The 12,910-nt window shown below is 71.7% G+C and carries 9 protein-coding genes; 4 read left to right on the top strand and 5 right to left on the bottom strand.

Going from position 1 to position 12,910, the window contains the following annotated elements; translation table 11 throughout:
* Nucleotides 1-581: 581 nt before the first annotated feature.
* From M1P99_RS12565 to M1P99_RS12545, 5 genes are all read right to left on the bottom strand, one after another.
* Nucleotides 582-1,472: an ATPase gene (locus M1P99_RS12565; protein ID WP_304452827.1), complete on the bottom strand. Its 891-nt coding sequence runs from the start codon at nucleotides 1,470-1,472 to the stop codon at nucleotides 582-584.
* A 13-nt stretch (nucleotides 1,473-1,485) separates the two neighbouring features.
* Nucleotides 1,486-2,811 (bottom strand): EsaB/YukD family protein, encoded by a 1,326-nt coding sequence (locus tag M1P99_RS12560; protein ID WP_304452826.1) that lies wholly within the window; start codon nucleotides 2,809-2,811, stop codon nucleotides 1,486-1,488.
* Between the two features lie 55 nt (nucleotides 2,812-2,866).
* Nucleotides 2,867-3,826, bottom strand: coding sequence for a TNT domain-containing protein (locus tag M1P99_RS12555; RefSeq protein ID WP_304452825.1), 960 nt, complete (start codon nucleotides 3,824-3,826; stop codon nucleotides 2,867-2,869).
* A gap of 69 nt (nucleotides 3,827-3,895) precedes the next feature.
* Nucleotides 3,896-4,195 carry a pore-forming ESAT-6 family protein gene (locus M1P99_RS12550; protein WP_304452824.1) on the bottom strand — a complete coding sequence of 100 codons (300 nt, stop codon included), beginning with the start codon at nucleotides 4,193-4,195 and terminating at the stop codon, nucleotides 3,896-3,898.
* A 26-nt stretch (nucleotides 4,196-4,221) separates the two neighbouring features.
* Nucleotides 4,222-4,551 (bottom strand): hypothetical protein, encoded by a 330-nt coding sequence (locus M1P99_RS12545; RefSeq protein ID WP_304452823.1) that lies wholly within the window; start codon nucleotides 4,549-4,551, stop codon nucleotides 4,222-4,224.
* A gap of 504 nt (nucleotides 4,552-5,055) precedes the next feature.
* Here M1P99_RS12545 and eccCa point away from each other — a divergent pair.
* The 4 genes from eccCa to M1P99_RS12525 all read left to right on the top strand — a co-directional run bounded on the left by eccCa (nucleotide 5,056) and on the right by M1P99_RS12525 (nucleotide 12,906).
* On the top strand, nucleotides 5,056-9,060 hold the full coding sequence (gene eccCa, locus M1P99_RS12540; protein WP_304452822.1) for a type VII secretion protein EccCa: 4,005 nt from the start codon (nucleotides 5,056-5,058) through the stop codon (nucleotides 9,058-9,060).
* Nucleotides 9,061-9,181: 121 nt separating this feature from the next.
* A complete protein-coding gene (locus M1P99_RS12535) occupies nucleotides 9,182-9,550 on the top strand; it encodes a DUF6507 family protein (protein ID WP_304452821.1) in 369 nt (122 codons plus the stop codon).
* A gap of 57 nt (nucleotides 9,551-9,607) precedes the next feature.
* Nucleotides 9,608-12,448, top strand: a complete 2,841-nt coding sequence (locus M1P99_RS12530) for a DNA/RNA non-specific endonuclease (protein WP_304452820.1) — start codon at nucleotides 9,608-9,610, stop codon at nucleotides 12,446-12,448.
* A complete protein-coding gene (locus M1P99_RS12525; RefSeq protein WP_304452819.1) occupies nucleotides 12,448-12,906 on the top strand; it encodes a hypothetical protein in 459 nt (152 codons plus the stop codon). Before M1P99_RS12530 ends, M1P99_RS12525 begins: the two co-directional genes overlap by 1 nt.
* The last annotated feature ends 4 nt before the right edge of the window (nucleotides 12,907-12,910 follow it).

Below are 12,910 nucleotides of genomic sequence, written 5' to 3'. Positions count from 1 at the left end.
GGGAAGTTGCGGCCCGGACGGGCCCTGAGCGGTCGGGGGCGGCTGCGGCCCGGGCCCGGACCGCTCGCCTGAGCCGTGCGGGGGGACCTGCGGCCCACGGGGTACCTGGGGCGCCGGCGGTGCGTACGCCCCCGACGGCCACTGGGACGCCTGCGGCCCCGACGGCCCCGTGGGAACCCCTCCCTGCGAACGCGGTGGCACCTGCGGACCCGACGGGGGCTGGGATCCCTGGGGAGACTGCGGCCCGGAGTGCCCTCCGGGTACCGGACCGCTCCGAGGCCCGTGCCCGGCTGGCGCACCATGGGGCGCCTGCGGCCCCGACGCAGGAGGGGGACCCTGCGGTCCCCAGGTGCCCGGGACCGGCGGCGGTCCCGGCGGCGCGTAGGGCGACGGGGCGGGTGGCTGCTGCGAGGACGGCACGGGGTGTCCGGGCGGAGGCTGCGGGGCCGGGCCCTGCGGGGAGTGCTGGGGGCCGGTGGGCTCGCCGGGTGCGGGGCGCTGCACCGCGTAGGGGAACTGGATGTCGTCGGGCAGCACAGGCGTCTGCTCGTCCGGTGGCTCGGGGCGTGGATCGTGCTGGTTCATGGCGCGCTTCCCTGTCGCACGGTCGGGCGATCACCATCGACCGCCCTGTTCAAGGCTTCGGCGGCCACGTGGAGGACCGTTCTGTGCGTGGCCTCGGAGATCCGGCGGGGCGCGACGGCCACGCCCTGGGCCAGGTGGCGGTCGAACGGCCAGATCACCGCGTCGGCTCCGGACTCGGCCACGATGCGGGCCGTGCGCACGGCGTCGAACGCCGGGTCCTCGCGGTGCCGGTGGTCGAGGACGACCACCACGGTCCGCCCGAGCTCGTCCCCCCGCCCGTCCCGGACGAGTCGGTCGATCTCACGGCCCACCCGCGCGGCGGCGTCCCGGGTCGCCCGGACCACCCGGACACGGGCGTGCGCGCCCGCTCCCACCGCGTCCACGAAGCCGCCGTCCGATCCGGCCACGAGGGTCACCCCGAAGAACCTGGACAGTGGCAGCAGGCCGGCGACGTAGGCGCTCGCGTCGCCCGGATCGGCCGGAGCCGTCCACAGCCGCTCACCGACCTCGCCCAGCGCGGACCGGGCCGACTCGAACGACGTGGTGTCCATCCCGCCGCCGATCCCGCCGTCGTGCACGGTGGCCAGCCTGGTGCCCAGTGAGGGAAGGCCACCGGTCGCGTCCACCGCGAGCACGCGGTCGTGCCGGTAGTGCGCGAACACGCGGCCCAGGAGCGCGGTCACGACAGCGGTGTCCGCCTCCGTGCCGAGGTCGTCGACCAGGATCCGCCGCCCCGTCGCGGTGGACCGCTGCAGCCGTGCCCCCACCTCGATCGCGTCGGCCACCTCGCCCACCGGACGGAAGGGCCGTAGCACCGCCCGGCCCACACGGCGCGGCCAGCCGTCCCCCGACACGGTCCGGGGCGCCGCGGTCTGCGTTGCGCTCATCGTCTCTCCCCGGTCAGAACGTCGCGAGCAGGCGCTCGTAGGTGCCGAACGCACCGATCGCCACCGGCACCATCACCACGACGGCGATGGCCTCCAGCCTGCTGGTCACCCCGCGCAGCCTGGCTCTGACGTGCTCGGGCTGCTCGACGGACAGGACCACGACCGGGATCGCGGCCACCGCGGCGGCGATCCCCAGCGCGGGCCACACCCCCCAGGGCACCGCCTGGGTCAGGGACGCCAGGAAGCTCAGCAGCACCGTCAGGCTCGCGGCGACCAGCACCGCCTTCTGCGCCACGAGCGGGAACAGCCGGGCCCGGCTGGCGACCACGAGCGCCAGCACCACCAGCAGCGCGGCGGTCCAGGGCGTGAGGTCGGAGGCCAGCCCCACACCCGCGCCGGCGGCCCCCACCGCCACGGAGACCGTGGCGATGACCAGGCTCCGGTGCGCCCCCGCCACGGAGGTGAACACGTCGACGCGGGCGACGGCACCGCCGGAGCTGCGCTCGTCGTCCAGCACCGCCAGGCCGGAGAACATCAGCGCCAGCCGCAACAGCACGCTCAACAGGACCATGGAGGCCACCGCGACGATCACGCCGACCTGGTCGGCGGGCAGACCCAGCGCGGCGCTCACCGACCACACCGCGGCCAGGGCCAGCCCCGCCCCTCCCCCGGTCAGCCCGCCCCGGCCCAACCCGGAGGTGAGCCCCAGCAGCAGGACCAGCGCCGCCGCCAGCGCGGCCAGCCCGCCCCATCGGACCCACTCCGGCCAGTCGAGGAGGTCGCACGCCGACCACAGCGCCAGCCCGCCCATCGCGGTGCCGCCGATCGTCAGCGCGGTCCCCAGGGGTTCGCGCCAGGTCGGTCCGACGGCCGCGCCGACCGCCACGAGCACGGCGGCGACCGACGCCACGGCCAGCACCCCCGAGGTCCCGGGCCACTGCGCCACGGCCACCCATCCGGCTCCCAGGGCCAACGCGACCAGGGCGGACGTCGCCGTCCACCGGGCCGCCACCGGAGACCAGCGCCCGCCGTGCTCGTCCAGCGCCCGCGACACCGCCTCGGGCACCTCGTGGACCACCGGTGCCGGGACGGGGTCCTCGGCGCGGACCAGCCGCAGCACCGCGCCGTCGGCGACCTGCCGGTCGGCGAGCGTGACATCGCCGTCGAGCACCGCGCCCGAGGCCGTGACCAGGTGGCGCAGGCGCGCCGGGTTCTCGACCCGGTCGCCGAGGAGGTCGAGCACCTCCGGCATGAGCGCGCCGACGGGTTCGGCCGCGGGCAGGACGGCGTCGACCCGGCGCCCCTCGCCGACGAGGGTCACCCGACTCCAAGCAGTCATCGCCTACTCCTGAATGTCGTGCTGGAACCGCCGCTCGCGCGACGTCCGCGTGTGGTCAGTCGGGGACGTCGGAGACCGCGACTCGTTCGAGGTAGCCGCTGCCGATCAGCCAGCGGATGGTGGGTGCCGGGGGAACCTCGGCGAACCCGGCGGTGTCGAGGGTGAACCGGACGCCGCCCCCGGAGGCGATGGTCGCACTCACCTGGAACGGGTGCAGGACCCGGTACCGGTGGTAGAGCTCCTCGTCCTCCGGCCCCGTGCGGACGTAGCCGGGCAGACCGCGTTCGCCGAAGGGCGTGCCGTCCGGGTTGAGGACCCGGCCGCTCTCCTGGCCGAAGGCGTCCAGGACGTCACCGACCTCCAGTGTGTGCAGGTAGGAGTCGCCGCTGCGCTCCTCCAGGTCGGCGTGGACACCGTCGACCAGCTCCGCGGTGGCCTGCTCGGCCGCCGTCTCCTCGGCGGGCGTGAGGACCACGGGGGCGGGCTCGGTGGTGGCCAGTTCCCGGAACAGCCACCGCGCGGCCTGGTCCTCGGTCGTGAACTCCAGCCCTGGGCGGCCCCGGTCGAAGTCCATGACGGCGGCGGACAGGTAGCCCTCCGAGTCCTGGGTGAGGAGGTAGTAGCTGTCGAGGGTCTCCGGCGCGGGGCGGGTGTCGCCCGGCAGGACGTAGAGGCTGTCCGGGACGCCCGCGGCGTCGAGCTCCTCGCGCAGCATGTCCAGGGTCACCTCCGTGCCCACCCAGTCGCCGGGGAGGGGCGGCACCGCGTTGTTGGCGGGCCCGGAGGAGGCCTGTTCCTGCTCGATCCGCTGACTGCTGAGGGTGTTGCTGACGAAGGACCAGCCCACGGTCCCGCCACAGACCACCGCGGCGAGACAGGCGCTGATCACCACCTTGCCGATGTTCTCGTCCAGCCGGCGACGCGTGCGCTGGCCACCGAAGAGCACCGCCTCGCGCAACCGCTGGCGGCGCACGGCGACGGATTCGAGTAGCTGGCTGTCGTAGTCGCGGGCCAACAGCACTCCTTCGCAGTGTCCCGCGTGCGCGGGGGTGGTGATTCCGGCTACCTGTCCCGCCGTCGGCGGTCAGATGTTGGCGACCGCCGCGCTCGCGCGGCTGAGGGACTCCTCCGCGGTGGCGTCGTTGGTCTCCAGGGTGTCGCGGACGAGACGGATGATCGCACGAACCTCGTTAGCGGCGTTGTGCCACTTGATCTCCTTCTCGTTGTACTCCTCGGAGACACCGTCGATCTCCATGTCGGCCATCGCCTGGCTGACGTCGGTGTCGTGCTCGCCGATGATCGCCTCGAGACGGCTGACGATGGTACTGATGTCGCCCTGGACCTCCTGGGAGGCACCGACGTCGTACGAGTTGCGTCCACTCATCGTGTTGCTCCTTCAGGGGTGGTCGGTCAGCGGAACTTGGCGGCGTCGAAGTTGGCGGAGCCCATGTTCTGGTTGGCGTCGTCGGCCATCGTCTGGGCACCGCTGCTGAGCGAGGTGTTGACGCCCGACTGGCCCTCCTGGATGGAGCCGAGCCCGGCCCTCAGGTCGGCGGAGATGCCGTCGGCTCTGGACTTGAACGAGTCGAAGGCGGCCTTGCCCGGGCCGTCGAACTTGCCGGACAGCGGTTCCGCGGCCTGGACGAGCTGTCCGATGAGGCTGGAGAGCTCGTCGCCAGTGCCCGCGGTGCTCTGCGAGAGCGTGGTCAGCGTGCTCTCGCCGACGTCCCAGCGTGACATCCGTTCACCTGCTTTCCTCGGGGGTCCACATGAGGCGGTCGCCTCGCGTAGGGGATGATGCGCGCACGGTGTCAGTGGTTCACCGTCGTGGGTCGAAACCGTTCACGGGGCACCATCGTCCCGCGGCTCGGAATTCCGGATACTACAGCGGACGATCACGACGAAACAGGGACGATGGCGGGCCTGTGGACAAGCGACGACGGGGATTCGGAGCCGTCGGGCGGGCCATGACCGGCCACCGGCTCCGCCGCCGGGCCGGCGGCCGCGGATCGGCCGACGTGACGTCCGACACCTTCCCGGCCCCCGGCCGCCCGAAGGGCCGCCCGTCGACCCGCGGGGCCGCGCACCCCGCGGCGCGAACCAACACCCCGTTCCCGCCGTCGGAGACGAACGGGACCGTACGCGCCCCCGGGTTCCGGAACGCCCCGATCCGTCCGCCTCCGATAGGGTTCCGCACGTCGCACGTCACTCGTGTTCCCCGCACATGAGCCGAGAGGAAAGCCGATGAGCCTCCGCGTCGTGCACCGTCCGGCACGGACTGTCCACCCGACTCCCGCGCAGGAGCCGCACGAGGTCGAGGCGCCGCCGACCCTTCCCGACGGCAAGGCCCAGGGCAACCCGCTCATGACCATCCTGCCGATGGTCGGCATGATGGCGTCGCTGACGATCATGATGGTGATGCGCAACCCCGCGTTCATGGCGCTGGGCGCCGTGATGCTGTGCGTCGCACTGCTCGCGGCCCTGGCCATGCTCTTCTCGCGACGCGGCCAGGTCGGCCGCCAGCGCCGCAACCAGCGCGAGCTCTACCTGCAGTACCTGGAGGAGCTGCGTGAGGAGCTCAGCGGCTGGGAGCAGCGCACCCGCGCGCACGCCCGCCTGCTCGACCCTCCGCCCGAGGCGCTCTACGACGTCGTGCGCGACCCCACCCGCCTCTGGGAGCGGCGCCGCCGCAACCGCGACTTCCTGCGGGTGCGCGTGGGGACCGGCCTGACCGAGGGCCGCCACCTGCGCCTGGCCGAGCAGGGCACCGCGCTCACCCCCACCGACCCCTTCATGCTGTCCGAGGCCCAGGCGGCCATCCGCCGCTTCGAGTCCATCCCCGAGATGCCGCTCACCCTCCCCCTGGACATGGCGGGCAACGTGAGCGTGATCGGGGAGCGCGAGGACGTGATGCGCCTCGTGCGCGCGCTGGCCGTCCAGTTCGGCGCCTTCCACGCCCCCGAGGACGCCGGGCTGGCCGTGTCGTACCCGGCCGACCGCGCCGACGACTGGGCATGGCTGCCGTGGCTGCCCCAGGTGCTCGATCCCCAGCGGCGCGAGGGCGGCGCGGCCGTGCGCCTGATCGCGCCGGACCCCGGCAAGCTCGGCGGGCTGCTCGCCGACGAGCTGCGGTCCCGCACCGACTTCGCCTCCGAGGTCCGCCGGGGCATGGGCAAGCGCGAGGCGTACCAGATGCTGCGGCGCCTGCTCGTCATCCACGACACCCACGGCGAGGTCGCCGCCGAACTGGTGCGCCCCGACCACGCCATCGACCCCGTCGACCTGGGCGTCACCGTGCTGCACCTGGTGTCCCGCCAGGTCGACGAGCCCAGCGACGTCAACGTGCGCGTCACCGTCGACGGCGACCAGGTGCGCGTGGAGGAGCTGCGCGGCTCCGACCCGATCGTGAGCGCCGGCACCGTGGACGACGTCCCGGCCGCCACCACCCTGGGCCTGGCGCGCATGCTCGCGCCGCTGCGGCTGTCCCCGGAGTCGATCGAGGAGACCGCCCAGGAGGGCGGCAGCGTGGACTTCCCGGCCATGATGGGAGTCCACGACCCCGGCGACATGGACGTCCCGCGGATGTGGGCGCCGCGGAGCGAGCGCGCGTTCCTGCGGGTGCCGATCGGCGTCGACGACATGGGGCAGCCGGTGGTGCTCGACCTCAAGGAGTCCGCGCAGCTGGGGATGGGCCCGCACGGGCTGTGCGTGGGCGCCACGGGATCGGGCAAGAGCGAGATGCTGCGGACGCTCGTCCTGGCGCTGGCCGCCTCCCACCCGCCCGAGCGGGTGAGCATGGTGCTGGTCGACTACAAGGGCGGCGCGACCTTCGCCCCCTTCGAGGACATGCCGCACGTCGCGGGCGTGATCACCAACCTGGAGGACGACGCCGCGCTGATCGAGCGGGTCCACGCCAGCCTGTCGGGCGAGGTGCAGCGCCGCCAGCAGGTGCTGCGCGACGCCGGCAACGTCCCCAACATCGGGGACTACACCTTCAAGCGCGAGCAGGACCCGAGCCTGCCGCCGCTGCCGCACCTGCTCGTCATCATCGACGAGTTCGGCGAGCTGCTCACCGCCCGGCCGGACTTCATCGAGCTGTTCCTGTCCATCGGCCGGATCGGGCGGAGCATCGGCGTGCACCTGCTGCTGTCCAGCCAGCGGATCGAGGGCGGCAAGCTGCGCGGCCTGGACACCTACCTGTCCTACCGGCTCGGCCTGCGCACCTTCTCCGAGGAGGAGAGCCGCACCGTCCTCAACACCCCCGACGCCTTCCACCTGCCGTCCCTGCCCGGGTTCGGCTATCTGAAGGTGGACACCAGCGTCTACCAGCGGTTCAAGGCGGGCTACGTGTCCGGCGCCTACCGCGGGCCGGTGGCCGAGGAGGAGCCCGGCGACGGCAGGCCCTCCGTGCGCCCCTACACCGCCTACAACACCGGTGACGAGGAGCCCGCGCGCGGGCGGGAGAGCGCGCCCGCCGACAGCGGTCCCGTCATGCCGTCCCGCACGACCGGGCCGACCCTGCTGGACGTCATGGTCGGCCAGTTCGACCGGCACGGCGAGCACACGCGCGAGATCTGGCTCCCCCCGCTCCCCGCGGCGACGACGCTGGCCTCGGTGCTCGGCGAACCCGAGGAGACCGACCGCGGCCTCCGGCTGCCCGGCGACCACGAGGTGCTGAACGTCCCACTCGGCCTGCTGGACGACGCCACCAAGCAGTGGCAGGGCCCGTGGCGGCTGGACCTGACCGCGTCGGGCGGGCACGCGGCGGTCATCGGCGGGCCGCAGAGCGGCAAGACGACGCTGCTGCGCACCCTGGTGCTGTCCCTGTCGCTGACCCACACCCCCGAGCAGGTCACCGTGTACTGCCTGGACCTGCTGGGGGGAGGGCTGCAGTCGCTCTCGCGGCTCCCGCACGTGGGCGGTGTGGCGGTGCGCACCGACGCCGAGCGGGTGCGGCGCACGGTCGAGGAGGTGCGAGGGATGCTCGACCAACGCCAGGAGGTCTTCCGCACCCGGGGCATCGACTCCGTCCAGCAGCTCCGCCGACGGCACGCCCGGGGCGAGGTCCCCGAGCTGGCCAGCGCCGACGTGGTGTTCTGCATCGACGGCTTCGGGGCGATCCGCAAGGACTTCGAGGACATCGACCCCATCGTCACCGACCTGCTCCAGCGCGGTGGCGGCTACGGCATCCACGTGGTGGCGGGCATGCTGCGGTGGAACGACGTGCGCATCGCCGCCCAGTCCAACTTCGGCCAGAAGGTGGAGCTGCACCTGAACGACTCCTCGGAGTCGCAGATCGACCGGAAGCTGTCCGAGACGATCAGCGCCGGCGCCCAGGGCCGCGTGCTCACCGACAGGAAGCTGTTCGGCCAGGTGGCCCTGCCCCGCCTGGATCTGGAGGCGCACGACCGCGACCTGGGCGAGCGGGTCGAGGAGGCGGTCGCCGCCGTGGACCGCGCCTGGCGCGGCGCACGCGCGCCCGAGGTGCGCATCCTGCCGCACGAGCTGCCCGCCCGCAGCCTGCCCACCGCCGAGGCAGAGCCCAAGGCCGTGCCGATCGGCGTGGACGAGCGGGCCATGGAGCCGGTGCTGCTGGACCTGTTCGACCGCGACCAGAACCTGCTGGTCCTGGGGGACGGGGAGTGCGGCAAGACCAACCTGCTCCGACTGGTCGCCGAAGGGCTGGTGGAGCGCTACCCGTCGGACGAACTCGTGTTCGCGGTGATGGACCCGCGGCGCACCCTGCGCGGTGTCGTCCCCGAGGAGTACACGGGCGGATACGCGAGCAGCCCCAAGGTGTGCGCCGGGCTGGCCGCGGGCGTGGCCAAGGAGCTGGAGGCGCGGATGCCCGAGGACGGCGACCTGGACGCGCTGGAGCCGGGTTCGATCAAGGGCCCGCGGATCGTGGTGCTCGCGGACGACTACGACGTGCTCACCACGGCGGGCCAGAAGCCGCTGGCCCCGTTCGTGCCGTTCGTGTCCAACGGGCGCGACATCGGCCTGCACTTCGTGGTGGCCCGTCGCATCGCGGGAGCGAGCCGGGGCATGTTCGACCCGCTCGTGCAGTCGGTGCGCGAGATCGGCACGAGCGCTCTGGTCATGAGCGGTGACCGCAGCGAGGGCCAGATCCTCCCCCGCCTGTACGCCACCGCCCAGCCGCCGGGCCGCGGCCAGTGGGTGACCCGCGGCGGCTCGGCCCGCCTCATCCAGACCGCCCTGCGCGACTCCGGGGCCGCCGACCAGCACTGACCTGATCCGGCGCGAAACAGAGGAAATCAGAGCGAACCACTCATGGCGGACGCACGTCTACTCACGGTGACGGAGTCCCACGGCGGTGCGCCACAGCACCGCCCCGAGCCGGGAGGCGCGCGTGTCCGCATGGAACATCCAGTCCGGGCCGGTCGGCGCGGTCCTGACGACCGTCAACGGGCACCTGGGTGACCAGGACGGCACGTCGGGACTGACCGGCCACGTGAGGGACCTCGGCGACGCGGTGGTCGCCGCCTCCGAGGCGTGTGCGGACAGCCTGCCCGTCAGCGTCGCCCTCAACGGCTTCCTGGAGCACTACTCGCCCGACTGCCGGGCGATGATCGAGAAGACCGCCAGCGCCATCACGGGGTGCTCGGAAGCGACCAACCACTACCTCGCCGGTGCGTTGGAGATGGCGGCGGAAGCACAGGCCAACGCCGGCGCCGTCTTCGATCCGAACGACCCGAACGACCTTCCCCCCAACCTCTGACGCGTCGGCGTCTCCCCCGCCTCCCCTCCCCACGCCCCCGAACCCCATGGACGGCGCATGAGCGAATCCGCTCTGAACGACCCCTTCCTCAACGACCTCGGAGCCAGCGCGTGCTACGGCGACGGCGCGATCAATCCGAGCCAGATCCCCGTGCCCCGCATCGACGCCGACGAGCTGGAGGGCCTCGGCCAGAGCATCAGGACCGCGGGAGCGGGCATCGCCGAGAGCGGCGGTGACATCGTCTCCGCGTGGGGCGGCCTCAGCGGAATCTACGAGGCGCCCGAGTCCGAGACCCTGCTCGCGGCCGTCAACCCGGTCGGGACCAAGGGCGACGACATCGAACCGGCGGCCGCCACGACCGGGGACGCGCTCATCGCGTTCGCGGAGCGGGTCCGCGAACTCAAACCCCGGCTCAGCGGTCTGCGCGCCGACGCGGTGGAGCTCAGGACGCGGATCAACGCCGACGAGGACTGGCGCAAGGACGAGGACCTCCACGAGGAGCACGAGACGCTCCTGAGCGACGTCAACGCGGCGGTGGCCGAATACCAGGAGGCCGAGCGCGAGTGCGCGAACGCCATCACCGCGCTGTACGGCGGGCCGACCTTCCTCGCGGCGGACGCGCTGGGCGGGCGCGCACCGGGGGACGACGAGATCCCGTACGGCTTCGAGGAGGTCCCCGAGGGGGCGGCGATGCCCTGGGGGACCTCCCAGGACTTCGACCACCCCTGGTACGTGGACGCCTGGGACGGAGGCGCCGACCTCGTCACGGGCTTCGCCCAGGACCTGGGCGGCCTCACCGGTGTCTGGCACGACGGGCAGTGGGCCTGGTCGTACTTCGAGCAGGACGGCCGGGACAACTTCTCCGGCTACATGGAAGAGAACCTCGAAGGGCTGTCCCTGCTCACCGGCTTCTACGACCCCACCAAGCCCGAGGGCGACCAGTGGGGCGTGGACAGCGTCGACGAGTGGTGGGGCAACTTCGCCCCGGTCGCCTACGAGGTCGGACAGGGCATCGTCCCGACCGACGAGTGGGACGACCGGCCCGGCTACGTGATCACCCAGGGCGTGATCAACGTCGGGTCGATCGTCGGCGGCGTCGTGCTGACCGCGACGGGCATCGGCGCGCCCGTGGGTGTGCCGCTGGTCCTCTCGCGGTTGCAGACGGGCTTCCGCGCGATCAACGTCCTGGGATCGGACTCGCCATCGATCCCCGGGAACGTCGACGTGGAGTCCTCACAGACCCCGGACCTGGGCCGGGTCGACATCGGCGGCTCCTCGTCGTCCCCTGACGGGACAGCGGTCCCGGACGACGGCGGGATCCTGCCGAGCCCGTCCACGTTCGACGGCATGAACGAGTCCCTGGAGAGCCTGCACACGAACAACGCCTCCGGTTCGGACGCGTCCGGTTCGCCGGACACCGGTGGAGAGGCTCCGGAGCAGGCCGGCGCGGACACGGCGGACGGCTCGCGGGGCGGCACCGACGCCTCGGACTCCTCCGGCGACGCGGAGTCGCTGGAGACCGCCGAGACCCCTGACACGCGTGGGTCCGACGAGTCCACCGCCCAGGAGCAGGACCGCGCGGACGGCCAGGACACGGCCGGCGAACGCGACGAGGTCGACACCCAGGCGACCCCGGCCGACGTGGAGCGGATGCTCCAGGAGGTCGATGAGTACACGGCGCAGCATGCGGGCGATCTGGACGCGCAGGCCCAGGTCCACCAGAGCCGCTGGGACACCGAGGGAGTGGGGGCGGACAGCCGTGTCAGGGAGATGGCCGTGGCCCACGGCGGCGATGGCCCCTCCGCCCTCACGAACGACACAGTCACCAACAGCACCGGAGGGTCCGGTGGCGGTCCCGTCGACACCCCCGGCGGCGGTTCCGGCGACCTGCGCGTCGACAGCTCGTCCGGGTCCGGAGGCGGCGTGACGACCGGCCACGGCGGCACCCTTGGCCTCGGGGGAAACGGCCACGGCGGCGGCCCGAGCGGCGATCTGACCGGCGGCTCCCCCAGCGGCGGTTCCAGTTCGAACGACCGCCCGCCCACGATCGGCGACCCCGAACCGATCTCGGACACCGACCCCCGGTTCCCAGAGGAGAGGGAGAGGTTCGGCGAGGGCGTGACCCTCGATCCGAACAAGGCGTACGTCGTCGATGGCCGTGGAACCTTCATCACCGACGACACCGGCAAGATCATCCACATCGAGACGCAACCCGGATCGACCAGGCAGGGCAACCCCGAACTCGTCCATCCTCGGGAAGACGCCACCTACAAGATCACGCATCCGCGGTCCGGCGCGGAGTACACCTACAGGACCGATCACGAAGGACGTACCGTGTCGGTCGAAGGGGACCTGAGGTCGGGTTACTCAGTCCGGGGAGCGGAACAGACAGCCATCGGCGGTGAGGGGCGAGACTACTTCCGGGACCTGAACAATGACCCCACAGAAAGCCACACGTACGAAACGGTGGACTGGAACGGGGGCCACCTGATATCCGGAAGCGAGATGGGAGGAACCGGGGAGCGACTGAATGTCATCCCCATGCTCAAGGACCTCAACCAACAGAGGGGAACCGACTTCACGAACAACTACCGACGCCTTGAGCTCCTGTGGGACGGCCTGGTCAGCGGCAACGACGCGAAATTGAAGAGCTCCTTCTCCAAGATACAGCCGGACTCAGCACGTGACCTGGTGATCCAGCAATGGAAGGACAAGGTCGCCAACGGACCACAGCCACCAAACATCCGCATCAAGATCACCAACGTCTTCGACCCGGACATGAAATCCAGAAACGGAATCCAAGCACCACCGTCCGACATGATCATCGAATGGTCGTTGAACGGTGAAAAAATGGATCCGATCACCTACGAGAACCATCCTGAGAGCAGGCCGCGCTGATGAGCACTCCCGACAGGCCCCACATTGATCCGACAGAGCAGTACGACCTACTCCACCAGATGGGGATCGCTCTCCTGGGCAAGGCACCGGACAACTGGCACGAAATCGTCTATACGACTAACAGGCTCGTCGGGTACGGGACTCACCGCCCGCTGGTTCGCTTTGCAGACGATTCGAGTGAGGTCTTCTCCCTGCCTCCGGAGATCCTGTCCAAGGAGAAGAAACTCAGGGAGGCAATGTACCAGGAGGGCAAGGGGACCTGGTTCTCCATGATCTACAGGATCGTCCGCCCCGGCAAGTTCACCACGGAGTTCAACTACGACAACCCACCCGAATTCACCATTCCCCCCAACCCCTCCAGCTACGCCGCTGACCTTGAGTACTTTCCACGGGACCCCGAGCACATCCCGGACTGGCTCCAGGAGCAACTCCGCAGAGCCGAAACGGAAGAGGACTGAGCAC

The organism is Nocardiopsis sp. YSL2, from assembly GCF_030555055.1.
GTDB lineage: Bacteria > Actinomycetota > Actinomycetes > Streptosporangiales > Streptosporangiaceae > Nocardiopsis.
Note: the sequence above shows the minus strand (reverse complement) of the source record. Positions and strands in the feature narration are given on the sequence as shown.

What these genes read in the sequence shown, in the direction of transcription:
- M1P99_RS12525 (WP_304452819.1), top strand. Translation starts at nt 12,448, where the DNA reads ATGAGCACTCCCGACAGGCCCCACATTGATCCGACAGAGCAGTACGAC.
- M1P99_RS12530 (WP_304452820.1), top strand. Translation starts at nt 9,608, where the DNA reads ATGAGCGAATCCGCTCTGAACGACCCCTTCCTCAACGACCTCGGAGCC.
- M1P99_RS12565 (WP_304452827.1), bottom strand. Translation starts at nt 1,472, where the DNA reads ATGAGCGCAACGCAGACCGCGGCGCCCCGGACCGTGTCGGGGGACGGC.
- eccCa (WP_304452822.1), top strand. Translation starts at nt 5,056, where the DNA reads ATGAGCCTCCGCGTCGTGCACCGTCCGGCACGGACTGTCCACCCGACT.
- M1P99_RS12545 (WP_304452823.1), bottom strand. Translation starts at nt 4,551, where the DNA reads ATGTCACGCTGGGACGTCGGCGAGAGCACGCTGACCACGCTCTCGCAG.
- M1P99_RS12550 (WP_304452824.1), bottom strand. Translation starts at nt 4,195, where the DNA reads ATGAGTGGACGCAACTCGTACGACGTCGGTGCCTCCCAGGAGGTCCAG.
- M1P99_RS12560 (WP_304452826.1), bottom strand. Translation starts at nt 2,811, where the DNA reads ATGACTGCTTGGAGTCGGGTGACCCTCGTCGGCGAGGGGCGCCGGGTC.